Origin of the sequence: Streptomyces davaonensis JCM 4913, assembly GCF_000349325.1 — a bacterium.
GTDB classification, from domain to species: Bacteria; Actinomycetota; Actinomycetes; order Streptomycetales; family Streptomycetaceae; genus Streptomyces; species Streptomyces davaonensis.
The window spans coordinates 5,682,658-5,702,970 of the sequence record NC_020504.1; the positions used below are offsets into that span (position 1 = coordinate 5,682,658).

General features: G+C 71.3%; 20 protein-coding genes. 10 read left to right on the plus strand and 10 right to left on the minus strand.

The window, feature by feature from the left end:
• The first annotated feature begins 23 nt into the window (after positions 1-23).
• Positions 24-299, plus strand: a complete 276-nt coding sequence (locus BN159_RS25240; RefSeq protein ID WP_015659830.1) for a DUF1876 domain-containing protein — start codon at positions 24-26, stop codon at positions 297-299.
• 71 nt (positions 300-370) lie between these two features.
• Here the strand turns inward: BN159_RS25240 and BN159_RS25245 are convergent, their stop codons facing one another.
• Entirely contained in the window at positions 371-1,549 is a 1,179-nt protein-coding gene (locus BN159_RS25245; RefSeq protein ID WP_015659831.1) for an EstA family serine hydrolase, read from the minus strand.
• Positions 1,550-1,684: 135 nt separating this feature from the next.
• Here BN159_RS25245 and BN159_RS25250 point away from each other — a divergent pair, with 135 nt between their 5' ends.
• Positions 1,685-1,951 carry a hypothetical protein gene (locus BN159_RS25250; protein WP_015659832.1) on the plus strand — a complete coding sequence of 89 codons (267 nt, stop codon included), beginning with the start codon at positions 1,685-1,687 and terminating at the stop codon, positions 1,949-1,951.
• A gap of 51 nt (positions 1,952-2,002) precedes the next feature.
• Here the strand turns inward: BN159_RS25250 and BN159_RS25255 are convergent, their stop codons facing one another.
• From BN159_RS25255 to BN159_RS25280, 6 genes are all read right to left on the minus strand, one after another.
• Positions 2,003-3,088: a trypsin-like serine peptidase gene (locus tag BN159_RS25255; RefSeq protein WP_015659833.1), complete on the minus strand. Its 1,086-nt coding sequence runs from the start codon at positions 3,086-3,088 to the stop codon at positions 2,003-2,005.
• Positions 3,089-3,206: 118 nt separating this feature from the next.
• Positions 3,207-3,653: an organic hydroperoxide resistance protein gene (locus tag BN159_RS25260; protein ID WP_015659834.1), complete on the minus strand. Its 447-nt coding sequence runs from the start codon at positions 3,651-3,653 to the stop codon at positions 3,207-3,209.
• A gap of 123 nt (positions 3,654-3,776) precedes the next feature.
• A complete protein-coding gene (locus tag BN159_RS25265) occupies positions 3,777-4,244 on the minus strand; it encodes a MarR family winged helix-turn-helix transcriptional regulator (protein ID WP_015659835.1) in 468 nt (155 codons plus the stop codon).
• 10 nt (positions 4,245-4,254) lie between these two features.
• Positions 4,255-5,022, minus strand: coding sequence for an energy-coupling factor ABC transporter ATP-binding protein (locus BN159_RS25270; RefSeq protein ID WP_015659836.1), 768 nt, complete (start codon positions 5,020-5,022; stop codon positions 4,255-4,257).
• Positions 5,010-5,771, minus strand: coding sequence for a cobalt ECF transporter T component CbiQ (gene cbiQ, locus BN159_RS25275; protein ID WP_015659837.1), 762 nt, complete (start codon positions 5,769-5,771; stop codon positions 5,010-5,012). The genes BN159_RS25270 and cbiQ overlap by 13 nt, the downstream gene beginning before the upstream one ends.
• Position 5,772: 1 nt before the next feature.
• Positions 5,773-6,873 carry an energy-coupling factor ABC transporter permease gene (locus BN159_RS25280; RefSeq protein ID WP_015659838.1) on the minus strand — a complete coding sequence of 367 codons (1,101 nt, stop codon included), beginning with the start codon at positions 6,871-6,873 and terminating at the stop codon, positions 5,773-5,775.
• Positions 6,874-7,040: 167 nt separating this feature from the next.
• Between BN159_RS25280 and BN159_RS25285 the strand changes: the two genes are divergently transcribed.
• Positions 7,041-7,400 carry an SsgA family sporulation/cell division regulator gene (locus BN159_RS25285; RefSeq protein WP_015659839.1) on the plus strand — a complete coding sequence of 120 codons (360 nt, stop codon included), beginning with the start codon at positions 7,041-7,043 and terminating at the stop codon, positions 7,398-7,400.
• A gap of 37 nt (positions 7,401-7,437) precedes the next feature.
• Here BN159_RS25285 and BN159_RS25290 read toward each other — a convergent pair whose 3' ends face one another.
• From BN159_RS25290 to BN159_RS25300, 3 genes are all read right to left on the minus strand, one after another.
• On the minus strand, positions 7,438-9,096 hold the full coding sequence (locus tag BN159_RS25290; RefSeq protein WP_015659840.1) for a penicillin-binding transpeptidase domain-containing protein: 1,659 nt from the start codon (positions 9,094-9,096) through the stop codon (positions 7,438-7,440).
• A gap of 128 nt (positions 9,097-9,224) precedes the next feature.
• Positions 9,225-10,844: a penicillin-binding transpeptidase domain-containing protein gene (locus BN159_RS25295; RefSeq protein WP_015659841.1), complete on the minus strand. Its 1,620-nt coding sequence runs from the start codon at positions 10,842-10,844 to the stop codon at positions 9,225-9,227.
• Between the two features lie 125 nt (positions 10,845-10,969).
• Positions 10,970-12,721: a dolichyl-phosphate-mannose--protein mannosyltransferase gene (locus BN159_RS25300; RefSeq protein ID WP_041819829.1), complete on the minus strand. Its 1,752-nt coding sequence runs from the start codon at positions 12,719-12,721 to the stop codon at positions 10,970-10,972.
• A 62-nt stretch (positions 12,722-12,783) separates the two neighbouring features.
• Here BN159_RS25300 and rsmI point away from each other — a divergent pair, with 62 nt between their 5' ends.
• The 7 genes from rsmI to BN159_RS25335 all read left to right on the plus strand — a co-directional run bounded on the left by rsmI (position 12,784) and on the right by BN159_RS25335 (position 20,272).
• Positions 12,784-13,635: a 16S rRNA (cytidine(1402)-2'-O)-methyltransferase gene (gene rsmI, locus BN159_RS25305; protein WP_015659843.1), complete on the plus strand. Its 852-nt coding sequence runs from the start codon at positions 12,784-12,786 to the stop codon at positions 13,633-13,635.
• A 173-nt stretch (positions 13,636-13,808) separates the two neighbouring features.
• Positions 13,809-14,156 carry a hypothetical protein gene (locus tag BN159_RS25310; RefSeq protein WP_015659844.1) on the plus strand — a complete coding sequence of 116 codons (348 nt, stop codon included), beginning with the start codon at positions 13,809-13,811 and terminating at the stop codon, positions 14,154-14,156.
• Positions 14,157-14,203: 47 nt separating this feature from the next.
• Positions 14,204-15,082: a TatD family hydrolase gene (locus tag BN159_RS25315; protein ID WP_015659845.1), complete on the plus strand. Its 879-nt coding sequence runs from the start codon at positions 14,204-14,206 to the stop codon at positions 15,080-15,082.
• 131 nt (positions 15,083-15,213) lie between these two features.
• The gene (locus BN159_RS25320; RefSeq protein WP_015659846.1) at positions 15,214-16,569 is read left to right on the plus strand and encodes a resuscitation-promoting factor; all 1,356 of its coding nucleotides are present in this window, start codon (positions 15,214-15,216) and stop codon (positions 16,567-16,569) included.
• A gap of 36 nt (positions 16,570-16,605) precedes the next feature.
• Entirely contained in the window at positions 16,606-17,484 is an 879-nt protein-coding gene (rsmA, locus tag BN159_RS25325) for a 16S rRNA (adenine(1518)-N(6)/adenine(1519)-N(6))-dimethyltransferase RsmA (RefSeq protein WP_015659847.1), read from the plus strand.
• Positions 17,485-18,387: a 4-(cytidine 5'-diphospho)-2-C-methyl-D-erythritol kinase gene (locus BN159_RS25330; RefSeq protein WP_015659848.1), complete on the plus strand. Its 903-nt coding sequence runs from the start codon at positions 17,485-17,487 to the stop codon at positions 18,385-18,387.
• Between the two features lie 82 nt (positions 18,388-18,469).
• The gene (locus tag BN159_RS25335) at positions 18,470-20,272 is read left to right on the plus strand and encodes an ABC-F family ATP-binding cassette domain-containing protein (RefSeq protein WP_015659849.1); all 1,803 of its coding nucleotides are present in this window, start codon (positions 18,470-18,472) and stop codon (positions 20,270-20,272) included.
• Positions 20,273-20,313 lie beyond the last annotated feature (41 nt).

Genomic DNA, 20,313 nt, shown 5'->3' on the forward strand with positions numbered 1-20,313 from the left:
CAAGCGTTCCGGAGGTGATCGTCATGATGCACACCACAGTGGGATGGCACGTCGAGATGGAGTTCAGCGAGGACGACCAGCACACACGCTCGGCCGCGCTGGTACGCCTGCCCGACGGGACCGAGGTACGGGCCCAGGGCCACGCCAGCCGCCACCACACCGACGCGAATCAGCCACGCGTGGGTGAGGAAATAGCGGCCGCCCGCGCGCTGAACGAACTCGCCATGCAGCTGCTGACGAAGGCGCACGGGGAGATCGACGCGGCGTCGGGACGTACCTCGCACCCGATTCACGTCTGAAGACGCGCCGGGGCGCGCGGGGTGGCTCGCGCGCCTGGCGTGATTGACGAGCGCGGGGCGCGCGCGAAGGCCTACGCGCCCTGCGTGAGCGACTGTCGTACCGCGCGCACCAGCGCCTGCGCGCGGGGGTCCGCGGTCACCGTCTTGCGGAAGCCGTTGGTGACGTAGCCGAAGGCGATGCCCGAGGCGGGGTCGGCGAAGCCGAGGGAGCCGCCGCGGCCGGGGTGGCCGAAGGAGTCGGGGGAGAGGAACGGGGACGCGCTGCCGTGCAGCATGAAGCCGAGGCCGAAGCGGGTGTTCACGACCAGGACCCGGTCCGGACCGGCGGACTCCTCCGCGCGGGCGAGGCGTGCCGTGTCCTCGTCGAAGAGGCGCACGCCGTCGACGTCGCCGATCAGCGCCGCGTACACGCGGGCGAGTCCGTCGGCGGTGGCTATGCCATTTGTCGCGGGCAGCGCGCTCGCCCGGTACGCCGGTTCGTTCTGGTCCGGGAAGGGCGTGATCGCGGCGAAGGCGCGGCGGGTGAGGGAGTCCGGGTCGGTGTACGCCTCGGTGACCGAGCGCTTGGGGCGGGCGCGCAGAACCGCACCGGAGGCGGGTTCGGGCCCTTCGACCTTGCCGACCCGGCCCGCGCGGCCCGCGGCTTCCTCCGCGGCGGGCAGTCCGAGCCAGAAGTCGGCTCCGAGCGGGCCGGCGATCTCCGCCGCGATCCATTCGCCGGCGCCCTGCCCGGTCACGCGGCGCACGATTTCGTCGAGCATCCAGCCGTAGGTCAGCGCGTGATAGCCGTGCGCGCTCCCCGGCTCCCACACGGGCGCCTGCGCGGCCACCGCCTCGGGCCCCCTGGCCGGATCGAGCGCCTCGTCCGGGGTGAGCGGCCGGTCGAGCACCGGCAGCCCCGCGCGATGGTTCAGCACATGCCGGACCAGCACCCGCTCCTTGCCCTGCGCCTTGAACTCCGGCCAGTACTCGCCCACCGGCGCGTCCAGATCCAGCAGCCCACGCTGATGCAGCAGGAGCAGTACGGCGGCGGCGACGCCCTTGGTCGCCGAGCGCACGACCTGCGCGGTGCCCCGCTGCCAGGGCTCCGTGCCGTCGACGTCCTTGGTGCCGGCCCACAGGTCGACGACCTTGCGGCCGTCCCGGTACACGGCGACCGCCGCGCCCCGGTCCCCGAGCGTGGCGAAGTTCCGCGCGAACGCCTCCCCGACCGGCTCGAAGCCCTCGGCCACTGTGCCGTTCACGTCCACGCCCGTCCGTCCTTCCGTTTGCCTGCGACAGTGGGTGCAACAACGGGTGGTCGTCCGCGATTCCTCCACGAGACCCCGACAACCATGATGCGGAAGGGGCTCATCCGCATGCGACCGGGTCGATAGCCTGCCGGTGTGACCAAGAAACCCCTGATAGCCGCGGTGGCGTTGGCAGTTGTGTGCGCCGGCGCGGGCGCCGCCGCGTACGCCGCCTTCGCCGAGGACACCTCCGTGTCCGTCCACACGGAGCCGCCGAAGAGCCGTGCGGACTACATCGAGCTGTGGCAGGCGGATCTGGCGAAATCGGGCAAGGAACTGCCCGCGGACGTGGACTCGATGACCACGCAGGAGATCCTCGACGCGTGGGGCGAGGAGCTGGGGAAGCACGCCCAGCCCGGATGACAGCGTACGGAGGGGTCCGCGTCGCCTCGCGGACCCCTCCGGCCGTTCCCGCTAGCTGATGGCGTTCGCGGCGCTCATCGTGTTGGCGGCCTTCGAGTCGTGCTCGGAGGAGAACAGATCGTCGTTGGTGCGCTTGCCCGCGTCATCGGTCTCGTGGTGGCTGATGGCGCCGATGATGCGCGGGTCACTGGAGTTCTTGCCTTCGACCAGCGGGCCGCCGGAGGCGCCCCGGCCCATGTCGCAGTCCATCGACATACGGTCGTCCAGCGGGTTCCAGGAGAACGCGTCCACGGTGTCGCCGTAGCAGTACATCATCCGCTCGGCGTTCAGGTCGGTGCGGTTGAAGCCCTCACCGGGGTAGCCCGCGGCGAAGACCTCGGAGTGGTCGGTGAGGTTCTCGGTGAACGTGTAGCCGAACGCGCCCACGTTGTCCTGGAGCTTGCCCCAGGTGGGGTGGTCGTTGAGGACCACGGCCGCGTAGTCGGAGTCCTCGAAGTCGGAGGAGTCCATCCACTCGTTGTTGGCGACCTTCGACTTGATGGTCCAGGACCCGTAGGGGCCGCTGCCGTCGCGGTAGCCGGGGATGAACTCCAGCATGTTGTTCCAGCCGGCCTCGCCGGAGCCGTCGCCCATGTGGACACAGTGGCCGGCGGTCCACAGCGTGTTCCGGTTGTCCGAGACGATGACCGCGGCGGAACAGGAGTGGTCGGAGCCGTCGGGCTGCTTGTAGAACAGACGGCCCACCATGGAGTACTGCGGGAGAGTGGGGTACGGCACCTCCTGGGAGATGGAGATCTCCGTGGCGGCCGCGGCGGTGGGCTGGACGAGGGCGCTGTCGACCGGCTGCACGGAAGCGGCGGAGAGATCGGCGGGGTTCGCGAGCGGAACTCTGTCCTGCTGCGAAGTGGCGGCGGGTGCCTTCTTCGGACGCGGCATCGGCGCCGGGTTTGCCGCGGCCTTCCGCAGGCGCTCCTTGGTCCAGTAGGAGCGGATCTCCTTGTCGCTCTTCTTCTCGACGGTCACCGACACCCCGGCCGGAACGTCCTGTTCGACGGCGGGCGCGGCCTGGGCCGTCACGGGGAGAAGGGAGAGCGCAGCCGCGGCGGCGGCCACGGATACGGCACGGTGAAGACGCACAGAAACCTCGTTCGTGAATGCGATCGGATGATCTTGAGGTTGTATGCAATCACTGTGTCGTGGTCATGCCATGCGCTTGTGGTGAATCACCTGTGGACGGTTGGCCGGCTCGGTCGCCTCAGCCGAGGACGATCGTCACGTCGATGTTCCCGCGGGTCGCGTTCGAGTACGGGCAGACCTCGTGCGCGGCGTCCACCAACTTCGTCGCCACGCCCGCGTCCAGCACCGGCAGCGAGACGCTGAGGGCGACCGCGAGCCCGTATCCGCGCTGCTTGTTGGGGCCGATGCCGACCTTCGCCGCGACCGTGGAACCGGACAGGTCGAACCCGGCCCGGCGGCCGACCAGGACCAGCGCGTTGTGGAAGCAGGCGCTGAAGCCGGCGGCGAACAGCTGCTCGGGATTGGTGCCGTTGCCGTCGCCGCCGAGCTGCGGCGGCATCGCCACGCGCAGTTCCAGGTGGCCGTCCTGACTGGTCACATACCCGTCCCGGCCGCCGTGCGCGGTGGCCTCGGCCACGTACATGATCTTCGTGGGACGGGTGTCGACAGCGGTGTCCTCGGTCATGGTCGTCCTCCCCCGGAAAGAGTGTGCGCTTTTTGTCTTGTGCGTCATTACATCGTGCACAAGGTACTGACCGGTAGGTGTGCCCGTGAAGGCAGGGGGTGGCAACCGCCGGTAACGCCGAGCTCAGCGTGCGCGGTCCGCCGCCGACTGCGCCTTCTCCGTCAGCCGCCACAACTCCTCGCGCAACCGCGCGACCTCCGGCCCGCCCAGCTCCGTCGCCGCGAGCAGGGCGCCGGGTACGCGCGCCGCGCGCTCCCTGAGTTCCTCCGCGCGCCCCGTGCACGCGACGAGCACCGAGCGCTCGTCGCCCGCCGCGCGCTCCCGGCGTACCAGACCCGCGCTCTCCAGCCGCTTGAGCAACGGCGACACCGTGCCGTAGTCCAGCCGCAGCGCCCCCGCCAGCTCCTTCACCGTCGTCTCGCCCCGCTCCCACAGCACCAGCAGCACCAGGTACTGCGGATAGGTGAGCCCGAGTTCGTCGAGCAGCGGACGGTACGCGGCCGTCACCGCGCGCTGGGCCGCGTACAGCGCGAAGCACAGCTGCTCGTCCAGCAGCAGGGACCCGGCGGCGCCGTCTTCGTGGCTCGTCACCCGCCCATTGTCACGGACGGCCGCCGGGCACCGGGACCGAACGCGGATCGAAGCCGAACGGCAGCTCCAGCCGGTGCGCGCGCATCAGGTCCTCGTCGCCGAGCAGCTCGCCGGTCCTGCCGTCCGCGGCGATCACGCCCTCGCTGAGGATCAGCGAGCGCGGGCACAGCTCCAGGGCGTAGGGGAGGTCATGAGTGACCATCAGCACGGTCACGTCCAACGAGCGCAGGATGTCGGCCAGTTCGCGGCGGGAGGCGGGGTCGAGGTTGGAGGAGGGCTCGTCCAGGACGAGGATCTCCGGCTCCATCGCCAGCACCGTCGCCACCGCCACCCGGCGGCGCTGCCCGAACGACAGATGGTGCGGCGGCCGTTCCTTGAACTCCGCCATGCCGACCTGCGCGAGCGCCCGGTCCACGCGCTCCTCCAGCGCGGCGCCCTTCAGCCCCGCCGCCGCGGGTCCGAAGGCCACGTCCTCCCGGACCGTCGGCATGAAGAGCTGGTCGTCGGGGTCCTGGAAGACGATGCCGACCTTGCGCCGGATCTCGGCCATGTGCTGCCGCCCGACCGGCAGCCCCGCGACCTTCACCGTGCCGGTGCCGCCGGTCAGGATGCCGTTGAGGTGCAGCACGAGCGTGGTCTTGCCGGCGCCGTTCGGGCCGAGCAGCGCGACCCGTTCGCCGCGTTCGACGCGGAAGTCGACGCCGAACAGGGCCTGGTGGCCGTCGGGGTAGGCGAAGGCGAGGCCGGAGACCTCCAGAGAAGCTGTCACAGCGTCCATCCCAGCAGACATACGACAAGGGCGGCCAAGGGGAGGGTGAGGGCGTACGTCCACTGCGCCCGGGACGCGGTCACCTCGTCGATGACCGGCATGGCACCGGCGTACCCACGGCTGATCATGGCCAGGTGCACGCGCTCGCCGCGCTCGTAGGAGCGGATGAACAGGGCGCCCGCCGACTTCGCGAGCACCCCCCAGTGCCGTACGCCCCGCGCTTCAAAGCCGCGCGACTCGCGGGCGATCCGCATGCGCCGCATCTCGTCGGTGATGACATCGCCGTACCGGATCATGAAGGACGCGATCTGGACCAGCAGCGGCGGGAGCTTCAGGCGCTGGAGGCCCAGCAGGAGTTCGCGCAGTTCGGTCGTGGAGGCCAGGAGCACCGACGCGGCCACGCCGAGCGTGCCCTTGGCCAGGACGTTCCACGCGCCCCACAGTCCGCTGACGCTCAGCGACATGCCGAGGACCTCGACCCGCTCGCCCTCCGCGACGAACGGCATCAGCACCGCGAACGCGACGAACGGCACCTCGATCAGCAGGCGCTTGAGCAGAAAGCCCGCGGGCACGCGCGCGAGGTGGGCGACACCGGCGAGCAGGACGGCGTACAGGCCGAACGCCCACATCGCCTCGCGCGGGGTGGAGACCACGACCACCACGAAGGCGAAGGTCGCGGCGAGCTTGGTGTGCGGCGGCAGTCCGTGCACGGGGGAGTGCCCGTGCCGGTAGAGCCTGTGCGCGTGCCCGGCGCCCATCTCAGACGCTCGTGCTCGCGGGCGAGACCGGCGAGGCGTCCTCCGGCGTGCGCCGCCTGCGCACCACCCAGAACACCGTGCTGCCCGCGACGACCGTGACACCGACGCCGATGACGCCCGCCAGCCCCCCGGACAAGCGGGCGTCATCCACGTCCTTCACGCCGTAGTCCGCCAGCGGCGAATCGGCGGAAGCGTGGTCCTCGGTCTTCTCGTCGATGCCGTTGTCCGCGGCGACCTTCTCCAGGCCGTCGGGGTCGGCGGAGGCGTAGAAGCTGACGAAGCCGGCGAGGACGAGCGAGGTGACCAGACCGGTGATCCACAGCGTGCGCCGGGAGGTGCGCGCCGCGACGGGCGCCGTGGGCGCCCCGTCAAGCGCCCCATCCAACGACCCGCGCGCCCCATCGGGCGCCGGAGCGTCCACCAGCGCGCCGTTCACGCGCAGTTGGAGGCGCTGACGCAGGTCGCGCGCGCCGTACACGAGATCCGGGCGCACGGCGATCACCGCGCCCACCGTCAGCGCCGTGATCGCCGCCTCACCGATGCCGATCAGGATGTGCACGCCGACCATCGCGCCCGCGACCTTGCCGATCGAGACATCGGTCGTGCCGCCGATCGCGTACATCAGCGTGAAGGCGAGCGCCGCCGCCGGGACCGACACCACCGCGGCGACGAAGCTCGCGGCGGTCGCCGAGCGGCGGGTGCGCGGCAGCACCTTCACCAGGCCGCGGAAGAGGCCGTACGCGACGACGGTCGTGACGACCGCCATGGTGGTGATGTTCACGCCCAGCGCGGTCAGCCCGCCGTCGGCGAAGAGGATGCCCTGCATCAGCAGGACCACGGACACGCACAGCACACCCGTATAGGGGCCGACGAGGATCGCGGCGAGGGCGCCGCCGAGCAGATGGCCGCTGGTCCCCGCCGCGACGGGGAAGTTCAGCATCTGCACCGCGAAGATGAACGCGGCCACCAGGCCGGCCAGCGGCGCGGTGCGTTCGTCGAGCTCGCGGCGCGCGCCGCGCAGGCTCACGGCGACCGCGGCCGCGGCGACCGCTCCGGCCGCGACCGAAGTGGGGGCGTCTATGAATCCGTCAGGCACATGCACCGTTCGATGATAGTGGCTTGTTGCGAACGGCTTGCAAGAGCGTGCGGGAAAGAAGAACCGGCGCAGGGCCTCCGCTCGTGGGAGCGCTCCACGGGAAATGTGCGACATTGGATAGAAAGCGGATTTACAGCTTTCACATAGGTCGCTCAGCGTAAAGGGGTCGTCCGATGTCCGTAGTCGAACAGTACGCCCGAGCCCACATCGTCACGGACACCGACGTCCTCATACAGGAAGACCGCGACGCCATCCCCGTGGTCCTGCGCTACGACCCCGACCTGGACCCCCGCGCTGTGCGGTTCGGGCTGCCCGGGGCACACGAATGGACCTGCGACCGGTCCCTGCTGGAGCAGGGCCTGCGCGCCCCGACCGGCAGCGGCGAGGTGCGGGTGTGGCCGTGCGGCCGGGTGCAGGCGGTGGTGGAGTTCCACTCCGCGCAGGGCGTCTCGGTCGTGCAGTTCGAGAGCAAGGCGCTGCTGCGGTTCCTGCGCCGCACCTACATCGCGGCCGCCGAGCCCGTACGCCGCTGAGCCGCCCGCCCCGCGGGCCTGCCGCGAGGCCCTCGCCTCAGCCCCCCAGCTTCAGCAGCGCCGCCACGATCGGCCCCGCCGTCTCGCCGCCGTGCCCGCCCGACTGGACGACACCCGCGGCCGCGAGATCGCCCCGGTACGCGGTGAACCAGCCGTTGGGCTTCTTCTGGCCGTCGACCTCCGCCGAACCGGTCTTCGCGCCGACGTCACCGCTGACCCCGGCCATCGCCTCGGCCGCCGTGCCGTAGGCCGCGGTGTAGCTCATCAGCTCGCGCAGTTGGGACAGGGTGTCGGCGGACATCGTGCGGGACGCCTTCGCCAATGCGCGGCTGTCCACGTCCGGGGAGACCAGGTAGGGCTGGTGGAAGACGCCCGCCTTCACCGTCGCCGAGACGGACGCCATGTTCAGCGGGTTCATCCGGACCCCGCCCTGGCCGATCAGCTCCGCCGCCATCTGCGCCTGTGACTGCACGGGGACGGCGCCGTCGAAGGTGGAGACGCCGACGGACCAGTTGTTCAGGCCGAGGCCGAACACCTGCTGGGCCTGCTTGGTCAGGCTGTCGTCGTCCAGCTCAGGTGCCTGGCTGATGAAGGCCGTGTTGCAGGAGCGGGCGAAGCTCGCCTTGAAGGTGCCGTCCTTGATCTCGAACTTGTCGTCGTTCTGGAACTTCCAGTGGCCGTAGGTGAAGTACTTCGGGCACGGATGCTCCTTGTTCACCGAGGCCAGCTTCTTCTCGATGAGCAGCGAGGAGGTGATGACCTTCATGGTGGAGCCGGGCGCGAGGGAGCCCTGGAAGGCGGTGTTGAAGCCCTTGGAGGCGTTCGCCGCGGCGAGGATCTCACCGGTCGACGGGCGCAGCACCACCACCGAGGACTTCGCCTTCTTCGCGACCTGCTGCTCGGCGGCGGCCTGGAGCGTGGGGTCGAGGGTCGTCTTCACAGTGCCCGGCGTGCCCTTGCTGAGCTCCAGCACCGTCTTGTCCGCCGACTTGGACTTCTTGCCGCGGACCACCCGCAGCTCGACGCCCGCCTTGCCGCCGGCCGTCTTGCCGTACTTCTCGCGCAGGCTGTCCAGGATCGCGCCGACCGAGGCGTACTTGTCGGTCGTCAGCTCGCCGCCGTCCCGGTCCAGGGCCTTGATCGGCGGGGTCCCGGACTCGCCGGTGACCAGGGTGTCGCCGTCCTTGAGGTCGGGGTGGACCACGGACGGCTGCCACTGGACGACCGGTTCACCGTCGGCCTTGCGGCGTACGACGGTCAGCGCGCTGTCGTAGGCCAGCGGTTCGCTGAGCTTGTCGTACGTCACCGTGCCCTTGACGGAGAAGGGGACCTCGGCGCCCTTCGCGGTGCCGGCGGTGAGGGTGACGCTCCGCACGCGCGCGTCCTTGGTGTAGCCGGTGAGCAGCTCGCGGGCGGCGGTCGCGTCGTCGGTGGCCGCGGCGGCCTGGGAGACCTTGCCCTGCTGCCAGGCGGTGAGGAAGGTGCGGGAGGCGGTGGTGACCTCCTTGGCGGACAGCGGGCCGGTCTTGACCTTGGCGTCGGACGCCGTCGACTGCGTGCCGTCCTCGTCGGCCGGCCCGCCGTACAGTGCGTAGCCGCCGACTCCGGCACCGACGACGACCACGGCGATCGCCCCGCCGAGCAGTACGGCGGGGTTCGGCTTCTGTCGCTCGGTGACGCGTCTTCTCTTGCCCACTGTCTCTTGATCCTCCGCGTTTCCCCAGGGTCCCCGTCGCCCTCGTCCAGCCCAACGACGGCACCACCCTAGAGTCCCGTCCTCAGCGGGTGACTTCGGCCACCTGCGGGCCGCCCGTCAACCGCCCGTCAGCCACCGGCCGCCAGCACGGCCCGCACGATCGGTCCGGCCGCCTCGCCGCCCCGTCCGCCGGACACGCTCATGGCCGCCGCGGCGACGTCGTCGCGGAAGCCGGTGAACCAGCTGTTGGCGTCCTGCCCGTCCACCTCGGCGGAGCCCGTCTTGGCGCCGATGTCGCCGCCGAGCCCCTGCATCACCCCCTGGGCGGTGCCCTGTGTCGCGGTGAGCCGCATCATCTGCTTGAGCTGGCCGGCGGTGTTCGCCTCAAGACCCTTGGCGGTGGCCAGCTCGCGGCCGTCCAGGTCGGGGGAGACGAGATACGGCTGCCGGAAGGTTCCGGTGATCGCGGTCGCTGTGACGGAGGCCATGTTCAGCGGGCTCATCTGGACCTCGCCCTGGCCGATGGCGTTGGCCGCGCGATCCGGGCCGGCCGAGGCGGGCACGCTGCCGTCGAAGGAGATGATGCCCGTCTTCCAGTTGTCCCGGCCGAGCCCGAACCGTTCCTGCGCCTCCGTCATCAGGGAGGCGTCCGTGAGCGGCTCCTCGTCGACGAGCTTGATGAAGCCGGTGTTGCAGGAGCGCATGAACGTGTTGGCGAGGGTGGCGCTCATATTGGCCTCGAGGCCCGGGAGGTTCTTGAAGGTCTGGCTCTGCCAGGTGGCGGTGTCGGGGCAGGGCGCGGGGCCGTTCATCGAGGCGACACCGTTGTCGATCAACATGGCCGCCGTGATGATCTTCATCGTGGAGCCCGGTGCGACCCGCCCCTCGAAGGCGGCGTTGAAGGCGTCCTTGCGGTGGTTCGCCACCGCCAGCACCTCGCCCGTGCTCGGCTTGACCGCGACGACCGAAGCGTCGGGGTAGCTCTTCACCGCCTTCTCGGCCGCCGCCTGCACGCCCGCGCTGAGCGTGGTCGGCAGCTTGCCCGGCTTGCCCTCGGCGAGCGTGAGCAGCGGGGTGTCGGCGACGCCCTCCGCCGCGTGCCTGATCACCAGTTCGACACCGGGGGAGCCGCCGGCCTTGTCGCCGTAGCGCTCCCGCAGGGTGTCCAGGATCGGGCCGAGGGAGGGGTACTTCGCCTTCGTCAGCACCTGGCCGTCGCGGTCCACCGCCTCGATGGGCGGGCTCGCGGACTCACCCGTGACCAGGGTGTCGTCCTTCTTCAGCTCCGGATGGACCACCGCCGGGTCCCAGTCGACCAGCGCCCGCCCGGAGGTCTTCCCGCGCACCACCTTCAGCTCGCTGTCGTAGGCGAGCGCCTTGGACGTCCCGTCGTAGGACACCTTCGCCTTGACGGAGAAGGGCACGACCCCGCCGTTCGCCGCCTTGGGCGTGATCGTCACGTCGGTGATGTGCGCGGCCTCGCCGTACGCGGTCAGCAGCGGCTCGGCCGCCTCGGCGAAGTCCGTGTACGACGCCGCCTGGACCGCCTGTCCCTTCTCCCAGGCCGCGAAGAACTTCTCCGACGTCTCCTCGACCTCGTCCTCGCTCGGCGGCCCGGTCTTCTTCTCCGCGGCCCCGCCCCCGTCGCCGTTCACCGCGGACACGATGTTGTAGGCGCCGTATCCGGCCCCGCCGACCATCACCGCGAACACCGCGCCGATGACGGTCGCCTTCACCCCCTTGCCCATTGGGCAATCCCTCCCCGTTTCCCCGTTGGTCTTCGCACTGTAAGCGGAGGGTGTGACAGGAGGGAGCGGAGTTTCGCGATTGTTGCCGGGGCCAGCTATCGGCGGGCCGCAAGACCCACCGGCCGCTAGACCCAGGTATCCAGCCACATCCGCGACCGCCAGTCGTCGATCGGGATGGCGGTGCCGGTGTAAAGCGGCCAGAAGTAGATGAAGTTCCAGGTGATCAGCAGGACCAGGACGCCCGCGCCGGTCGCGCCGGCCACCCTGCGGGTCTCGCTCGAACCCGGTGGACCGATGATCGCGCCGAGGAGCATCGCGACGGCCAGGCACAGGAAGGGCAGGAAGACGACGGCGTAGAAGAAGAAGATCGTGCGTTCCTGGAAGAAGAACCAGGGCAGGTAACCGGCCACGATGCCGCAGGCGATGGCGCCCGCGCGCCAGTCGCGGCGGAAGAACCAACGCCACAGCACGTACAGCAGGGCGAAGGCGGCCACCCACCACAGCAGGGGCGTGCCGATCGCCAGCACCTCGCGCGCGCACTTCTCGCCCGCGTCCGCCGGGCAGCCGTCCTTGCCGGGCGCGGGGGACTCGTAGAAGTACGACACCGGGCGGCCGGTGACGATCCAGCTCCAGGGGTTGGACTGGTAGGTGTGCGGCGAGGACAGGTCGACGTGGAACTGGTACACCTGCGTCTCGTAGTGCCACAGGCTGCGCCACCAGTCCGGGAACAGCCACGACCAGCTGCTCTCCTTGCCGTCGGTGGCGGCCCAGTTGCGGTAGTAGCCGCCGGAGCCGTCCGTGGGGGACATGATCCAGCCCGTCCAGGACGCGATGTAGGTGATGATCGCGACCGGCACCGTGGCCAGGAACGCCAGGCCCAGATCGTGCTTGGCCACCGCAAGGTACGGGCGGCTCGCGCCCGCCACCTTGCGGGAGCCGATGTCCCAAATGACCGTGAGCAGGCCGAACGCGGCCAGGAAGTACAGGCCGTTCCACTTGGTGCCGATGGCCAGGCCCAGCATCAGGCCCGCCGTCCAGCGCCACGGACGCCAGCCCAGGCTCAGGGTGTCCGCGGTGTGTGCGTCCGGGCGGACCCGGCCGTCCGGGTCCGCGGGCAGCGCCGCCGCAAGCCGTTCCCGCGCCTTGTCGCGGTCGACGACCAGGGCGCCGAACGCGGCCAGCACGAAGAACATCAGCACGCCGTCGAGCAGCGCGGTGCGGCTCATCACGAAGTGCAGGCCGTCCACCGCCATCAGCGCGCCCGCGAGGCAGCCGAGGAAGGTGGAGCGGAAGATCCGGCGGCCGATCCGGCACAGCATCAACACCGACAGCGTGCCGAGCAGCGCGGTCATGAACCGCCAGCCGAACGGGTCGAAATCGAAGATCAGTTCGCCAAGTCCGATGACGTACTTGCCGACCGGCGGATGCACCACGTACGCCGCGTCCGTCGGGATGTCGACCTTGTCGCCGAGCTGGAGCACCAGGTCGTTGGCGTTCTTGTCCCAGTTGACCTCGTAGCCGCGGTGGACGAGCGCCCATGCGTCCTTGGCGTAGTACGTCTCGTCGAATATCACCGCCTTCGGGCTGCCCAGGTTCCAGAACCGCAGCACGCCCGCGAACAGCGTGACCAGCAGCGGACCGATCCAGCCGGACCAGCGCACCAGCCGGTCGGCGAGCGCCGGCGGCAGGCCGAACACCTGCCACAGTCTCGGTCCGGGCTGCGCGTACGGCGGCACGAGACGGTCGCGGACATCGCTTTGGGGTCCGGCTGTGTATCCGAAGCGGCGCAGCCGCTGCTGCCAGGACGGCCGCTGGTCGTGCGGCGCCTGGCCCTGCCGGGTGTCCGTGGAGTCCATGGACGACGCTGTACTGGTCACCGCGCCATCGTAGGGAACCGTTCTGTGGGAGTCCCGCGCATGGCGCCTGCGAGGATGGAAACGTGACAGTTACGCCCGGAACCCTGGTCCTCGCCGGCACCCCCATCGGGGAGATCGCCGACGCCACTCCCCGGCTCGCCGAGGAGCTCGCCGGCGCCGATGTCGTCGCAGCGGAGGACACCCGGCGGCTGCGCCGGCTGACCCAGGCGCTGGGCGTCACTCCCAAGGGCCGGGTGGTGTCGTACTTCGAGGGCAACGAATCCGCCCGTACGCCCGAACTCGTCGACGAACTCCTCGGCGGCGCGCGTGTGCTCCTCGTCACGGACGCGGGCATGCCGTCGGTGTCGGACCCCGGGTACCGGCTGGTCGCGGCGGCCGTCGAGCGGGACGTACGCGTCACCGCGGTCCCCGGCCCGTCCGCCGTGCTCACCGCGCTCGCGCTGTCCGGGCTGCCCGTCGACCGGTTCTGCTTCGAGGGGTTCCTGCCGCGCAAGGCCGGCGAGCGGCTCTCCCGGCTGCGGGAGGTCGCCGAGGAGCGGCGCACGCTCGTCTACTTCGAGGCCCCTCACCGGCTCGACGACACGCTCGCCGCGATGGCGTCGGTCTTCGGCGAGGAGCGGCGGGCCGCGGTGTGCCGGGAGCTGACCAAGACGTACGAGGAGGTCAAGCGCGGTCCGCTGGCCGAGCTGGCGACGTGGGCGGCCGAGGGCGTGCGCGGGGAGATCACCGTCGTCGTCGAGGGCGCGCCTCAGAAGGGGCCCGAGGAGATCGGGCCGGAGGAGCTGGTGCGGCGGGTGCGGGTGCGGGAGGAGGCCGGGGAGCGGCGCAAGGAGGCGATCGCCGCGGTGGCGGTGGAGGCGGGGCTGCCCAAGCGGGTCGTCTTCGACGCGGTGGTGGCGGCCAAGGCCCGCTGACCTCGTCCGGCGGCAGGTTGTGCCACGCGGGGGTAAAAGGGCACGGGCGTTTCGGCAAGGAACGTCCAAGGCGGAACCAACAGTGCGCAGCACACGTGCTTTCGCCCGGATCGAGGAGTCCACTGAAGGTGTGGGGCGTACCCCGCCCCACCAGCGGACCATCTGGAGCCGGCATGAGCGAATTCGCAGGGCAGACCCGCCTCCGCAACGCGGCGACCCCCGTCGTCCACGAGTCGTATTCCTTCGCCTGCATGCGCTGCGGGCACGGCTGGGAACAGTCGTACGAGATCGAGCACCACACGGACGGCGAGGGGCAGGAGTTCGTCCTGTACGTGGCCGACGGCGAGGTCGTCCCCTCCCCGTTGAGCCGGCCCACGTGCCACAACTGCGACGGCCATGTCGTACGGATCATGCGCGCGGGGCAGGTCTCGTCGGTGCGGGACGCGGAGCATGCCCTTGGGGAGCGGCACCACTGGCATCTGGCCGATCTCCTGCATCCGTTCCAGCGCGGGGTGAGCTGAGCCGGACGCCCGGGCGGGCGGGCGTGCCCCTTTCGTAGGATCGGAGCATGCCTTCCTCCAGCGAGAAGAACGCGGCGCCGCCGCTCCCGGAACCGCTCCGGGTGCCCGTCGCCGACTCCCACACCCACCTCGACATGCAGTCCGGCACGGTGGCGGAAGGGCTCGCGAAGGCCGCGTCGGTCGGGGTGACGACGGTCGTACAGGTCGGCTGCGACGTCCGCGGCTCGCGGTGGGCGGCGGACACGGCCGCCGAGTTCGAGAACGTCCACGCCGCTGTCGCGCTGCACCCCAACGAGGCCCCGCGCATCGTCCTCGGCGACCCCGACGGCTGGTCCCGGCAGGGGGCGCGGGTGCCGGGGGGTGACGCGGGGCTGGACGCGGCGCTCGCCGAGATCGACGCGCTGGCCGCGCTGCCGCACGTGAAGGCCGTCGGTGAGACCGGCCTCGACCACTTCCGCACCGGCGACGAGGGCAAGGAGGCGCAGGAGCGCTCCTTCCGCGCCCACATCGAGATCGCCAAGCGGCACGGCAAGGCGCTGGTCATCCACGACCGCGACGCGCACGCCGATGTGCTGCGGGTGCTGAAGGAGGAGGGCGCGCCGGAGCGGACCGTCTTCCACTGCTACTCCGGCGACGCCGAGATGGCGGAGGTGTGCGCCCGCGCCGGATACTTCATGTCCTTCGCCGGCAACGTCACCTTCAAGAACGCCCAGAACCTGCGGGACGCGGTCGCGGTCGCCCCCCTGGAGCTGCTCCTGGTGGAGACCGACGCGCCCTTCCTGACCCCGGCGCCCTACCGCGGACGGCCCAACGCCCCGTATCTCATTCCGATCACGGTGCGCGCGATGGCCGCCGTGCGCGGCATCGACGAGGACGCGCTGGCGACGGCGCTCGGCGCGAACACGGGGCGCGCCTTCGGCTACTGAGGGTCGGCACCGCTCCTCGCGACCTCCTTCCTACAACTGTGCGTAGTCGCGTCGCTTTGGAGAGTGACACGGGCTCCGCTAGGTTCTGGGGGCCCGATCGGGACCCCTCTGGCCCTCTGGAGCGTGGCGACGTGAGCAGCAACTCGCAGTACGAGACGTATGAGGCGCCACCGGCGTACGGCGGCCTCGACGCGCCCCCCGGGGATCTGCACAGCGCGGAGACGCTGGCGTACGGCGTGGGGGCGTACGGGCAGGTGTACGCGGACACGTACCAGCCGGCGTACGAAGGGGACGACTGGCGCGCGCCGGACGAGGGGGCGCTCGCTCCTGTCGTGCACGCCGGAGTGGGGCGGCGGGGCGCGCGCCGTAGGAAGACGCGATACGCCGGGAGTGCGGACGGCTCCATGCGCCGTCTGCTGCCGCAGGCGCTGGTCGTCGCGTTCCTCGCGGGCGGCACCTCCGCCTTCGTCGCCAAGGACAAGGCGATCGAGCTGAGCGTCGACGGCAGGCCGCGCACCCTGCACACCTTCGCCGACGACGTGAGCGAGCTGCTCGCGCAGGAGGGCGTGGAGCTGGGGGCGCACGACGTGGTCGCGCCCGCCCCCGGTACGGAGCTGAGCAGCGGGGACGAGATCGAGGTGCGTTACGGGCGCCCCGTGCGGCTCACGCTCGACGGCGTGCGCCACGAGGTATGGACGACGGCGCGCACGGTGGACGAGGCGCTCGAGGAGTGGGGAGTGCGCGCGGAGGGGGCGTACTTGTCCGCCGCGCGCTCCCTGCGGATCGGGCGCGCCGGGCTCGCGCTCGACGTGCGCACCGAGCGCTCCGTGACGGTCATGGCGGACGGACGCGCCCGCACCGTGCGCACCAACGCGGCGAGCGTGGGAGAGGTGGTCGAGGAGGCCGGGATCACCCTGCGCGGGCAGGACACCACCTCCGTCCCGCTCGGCAGCTTCCCGCGCGACGGACAGACGGTGACCGTGCTGCGGATCACCGGCACCAAGGAGGTCCGCGAGGAGGAGATCCCCTTCGACGTGCGGCGCACCGAGGATCCGGCGCTGTTCCGGGGAACCGAGGTCGTCGAGCGGGCCGGGCAGCCGGGGCTGAGGCGGGCCACGTACTCCCTGCGCACGGTCAACGGCGTACGGCAGAAGCCGCGCCGGATCAGGACCGAGATCGTGCGCGAGCCGCGCACCCAGCTGGTGAAGGTCGGCACCAGGCCCATGCCGGCCTCCGTGCGGGGCGCGGACGGACTCAACTGGCAGGGGCTGGCGGCGTGCGAGTCGGGCGGCCGCGCCAACGCGGTCGATCCCTCGGGCACGTACGGCGGGCTGTACCAGTTCGACACCCGGACCTGGCGGAGCCTCGGCGGCAGCGGCCGCCCCCAGGACGCCCCGGCCGCGGAACAGACGCTCCGCGCGAAGAAGCTGTACGTCCAGCGCGGGGCGAGCCCCTGGCCGCACTGCGGAGCGCGACTGCACGGGTGAGCGTGGGCGGTACGCGCACCCCCGTACCCTTGTCCCGTGAGCACCAGCCCCACCCCCGACGCCCTTCTGGGCCCCGCCGACATCCGTGAACTCGCGGACGTGCTCGGTGTGCGGCCCACCAAGCAGCGCGGTCAGAACTTCGTGATCGACGCGAACACCGTGCGCCGCATCGTCCGTACCGCGGACGTCCGGCCCGGCGACGTGGTCGTGGAGGTCGGGCCCGGGCTCGGTTCGCTCACGCTCGCGCTGCTGGAGGCGGCCGACCGGGTCACCGCCGTCGAGATCGACGACGTCCTCGCGGGCGCCCTGCCCGCCACCGTCGCCGCCCGGATGCCCGAGCGCGCCGACCGGTTCGCGCTCGTCCACTCCGACGCCATGCACGTCACCGAGCTGCCAGGACCCGCGCCGACCGCGCTGGTGGCGAACCTGCCGTACAACGTCGCCGTACCGGTGCTGCTGCACATGCTCGCCACCTTCCCGAGCATCGAGCGCACCCTCGTCATGGTGCAGGCGGAGGTCGCCGACCGGCTGGCCGCGACGCCCGGCTCGAAGGTGTACGGCGTCCCGTCGGTGAAGGCGAACTGGTACGCCGAGGTCAAGCGCGCCGGGGCCATCGGCCGCAACGTCTTCTGGCCCGCGCCGAACGTCGACAGCGGGCTGGTCTCGCTGGTCCGCCGCAGCGAGCCGGTCAAGACCACCGCCTCCAAGAAGGAGGTCTTCGCCGTGGTCGACGCCGCGTTCGCGCAGCGGCGCAAGACCCTGCGGGCCGCGCTCTCCGGATGGGCCGGTTCCGCGCCGGCAGCGGAGGCGGCGCTCGTCGCGGCGGGCGTCTCGCCGCAGGCGCGCGGGGAGTCCCTGACGGTGGAGGAGTTCGCGCGGATCGCCGAGCACAAGGTCAGCGAGGAGAACAGCTAAGTGGCCGTCACCGTACGCGTCCCCGCCAAGGTCAACGTCCAGCTCGGGGTGGGCGCCGCCCGCCCCGACGGCTTCCACGACCTGGCCAACGTCTTCCTCGCGGTCGGCCTGTACGACGAGGTCACCGTCACCGCGTCCCCGGGCGGCCCGAAGGTCACCTGCGAGGGGCCCGACGCCGCTCAGGTCCCCCTGGACGGCACGAACCTCGCGGTCCGCGCGGCCGAGGCGCTCGCCGCGCGCCACGGCCGTACGCCCGACGTCCACATCCACATCGCCAAGGACATCCCCGTCGCGGGCGGCATGGCGGGCGGCAGCGCGGACGGCGCGGGCGCCCTGCTGGCCTGCGACGCGCTGTGGGGGACCGGCGCCTCCCGCGACGAACTGCTCGACATCTGCGCCGAGCTGGGCAGCGACGTGCCGTTCAGCCTGGTCGGCGGGGCCGCGCTCGGCACCGGGCGGGGCGAGAAGCTGCGCGCGCTGGAGACCGGCGGGACCTTCCACTGGGTGTTCGCGACGGCCTCACGCGGGCTGTCGACACCGGCCGTGTTCCGTGAGTTCGACCGGCTGGCCGAGGGGCTGGACATCCCCGAGCCCGTCGCCTCCGAGGACCTCCTCGGCGCGCTCGCCGAGGGCGACCCGGACGCGCTCGCCGCGGCCGTCTCCAACGACCTCCAGCCCGCCGCGCTCTCCCTCTTCCCCGAACTCGCCGACACCCTCGCAGCGGGCCGGTCCGCCGGTGCGCTCGCCGGACTGGTCTCCGGCTCGGGCCCGACGACGGCCTTCCTCACGCGGGACCCCGAGTCGGCTGCGAAGGTGGCCGAATCCCTGCGCTCGTCCGGCACCTGCCGCGCGGTACGCGTGGCGTCGGGGCCCGCGCCGGGCGCCACCGTGATCTCCGCGTAGGGGCGTCACCGGACACGGCGTCCGCCGGTCCCGGCCCCCGACTACCCTGGAGGGTCGATCGACCCCCCTGGGCAGGAGAGAAATGGCCGTCAATCTGGTCAATGTCGAGAACGTCAGCAAGGTGTACGGCACCCGTGCCCTGCTCGACGGTGTCTCGCTCGGCGTCTCCGAGGGGGACCGGATCGGGGTCGTCGGCCGCAACGGCGACGGCAAGACCACCCTGATCCGGATGCTGGCCAAGCAGGAGGAGGCCGACACCGGCCGGGTCACGCACTCCGGCGGGCTGCGCATCGGCGTGCTCACCCAGCACGACTCCCTGGACTCGGCCGCCACCGTGCGGCACGAGGTGATCCGGGACATGGCCGACCACGAGTGGGCGGGCAACGCCAAGGTCAGGGACGTGCTGACCGGACTCTTCGGCGGCCTGGACCTGCCCGGGTTCCCGCAGGGCCTGGACACCGTCATCGGACCGCTCTCCGGCGGCGAGCGCCGCCGTATCGCGCTCGCCAAGCTGCTCATCGAGGAACAGGACCTGATCGTCCTCGACGAGCCGACCAACCACCTCGACGTCGAGGGCATCTCCTGGCTCGCCCAGCACCTGCGCGAGCGCCGCTCGGCGCTGGTGTGCGTGACCCACGACCGCTGGTTCCTGGACCAGGTCTGCACGCGCATGTGGGACGTGCAGCGCGGTGACGTCTACGAGTACGAGGGCGGCTACTCCGACTACGTCTTCGCGCGGGCCGAACGGGAGCGGATCGCCGCCACCGAGGAGACCAAGCGGCAGAACCTGGTCCGCAAGGAGCTGGCCTGGCTGCGCCGGGGCGCCCCCGCGCGGACGTCCAAGCCGCGCTTCCGCGTGGAGGCCGCCAACGAGCTGATCAAGGACGTGCCGCCGCCGCGGGACAGCAGCGAGCTGATGAAGTTCGCCTCCTCCCGGCTCGGCAAGACCGTCTTCGACCTGGAGGACGTGACCGTCCAGGCGGGCCCCAAGGTGCTGCTCAAGCACGTCACCTGGCAGCTCGGCCCCGGCGACCGCATCGGCCTGGTCGGCGTCAACGGCGCGGGCAAGACCTCCCTGCTGCGGGCCATGGCCGAGGCGGCCCGTACCGAGGGCGAGACGCAGCCCGCGGGCGGCCGTATCGCCGTCGGCAAGACCGTCAAGCTCGCCTACCTCTCCCAGGAGGTCGCCGAACTCGACCCGAACACCAGGGTTCTGGAGGCCGTGCAGCAGGTGCGCGAGCGCGTCGACCTCGGCAAGGGGCGCGAGATGACGGCCGGACAGCTGTGCGAGACGTTCGGCTTCAACAAGGAGAAGCAGTGGACGCCGGTCGGCGACCTGTCCGGCGGTGAGCGCCGCCGCCTCCAGCTGCTGCGCCTCCTCATGGACGAGCCGAACGTCCTGTTCCTCGACGAGCCCACCAACGACCTCGACATCGAGACCCTCACCCAGCTGGAGGACCTCCTCGACGGCTGGCCCGGCTCGATGATCGTCATCTCCCACGACCGGTTCTTCGTCGAGCGGACGACGGACCGCGTCTTCGCTCTCCTGGGTGACGCCACCCTGCGGATGCTCCCGCGCGGTATCGACGAGTACATCGAGCGCCGCCACAAGATGGAGGAGGCCGCGGCCGCCTCGGCGCCCGTCGTGCAGAAGGCCGTCCCGGCGGTGAGCGCCGCCGACCAGCGCGCCGCCAAGAAGGAGCTTCAGAAGATCGAGCGCCAGCTCGACAAGGTCGCCGAGAAGGAGACCAAGCTGCACGCCCAAATCGCCGAGAACGCCACCGACTTCGCGAAGGTGGCGGAACTGGACGCCGAGCTGCGGGACTTGGCAGGGCAGCGCGAGGAGCTGGAGCTGCGCTGGCTCGAACTCGCGGAGGACGCGTAAGCGGCGTGAAGGGCGCGTGAAGGCGCGTAACGGCGGTATCA

Coding starts and splice junctions, on each gene's coding strand:
- BN159_RS25240 (WP_015659830.1), top strand. CDS start 24: ATGATGCACACCACAGTGGGATGGCACGTCGAGATGGAGTTCAGCGAG.
- BN159_RS25260 (WP_015659834.1), bottom strand. CDS start 3,653: ATGACCGAGGACACCGCTGTCGACACCCGTCCCACGAAGATCATGTAC.
- BN159_RS25270 (WP_015659836.1), bottom strand. CDS start 5,022: ATGGACGCTGTGACAGCTTCTCTGGAGGTCTCCGGCCTCGCCTTCGCC.
- cbiQ (WP_015659837.1), bottom strand. CDS start 5,771: ATGGGCGCCGGGCACGCGCACAGGCTCTACCGGCACGGGCACTCCCCC.
- BN159_RS25285 (WP_015659839.1), top strand. CDS start 7,041: ATGTCCGTAGTCGAACAGTACGCCCGAGCCCACATCGTCACGGACACC.
- BN159_RS25295 (WP_015659841.1), bottom strand. CDS start 10,844: ATGGGCAAGGGGGTGAAGGCGACCGTCATCGGCGCGGTGTTCGCGGTG.
- BN159_RS25310 (WP_015659844.1), top strand. CDS start 13,809: ATGAGCGAATTCGCAGGGCAGACCCGCCTCCGCAACGCGGCGACCCCC.
- BN159_RS25315 (WP_015659845.1), top strand. CDS start 14,204: ATGCCTTCCTCCAGCGAGAAGAACGCGGCGCCGCCGCTCCCGGAACCG.
- BN159_RS25335 (WP_015659849.1), top strand. CDS start 18,470: ATGGCCGTCAATCTGGTCAATGTCGAGAACGTCAGCAAGGTGTACGGC.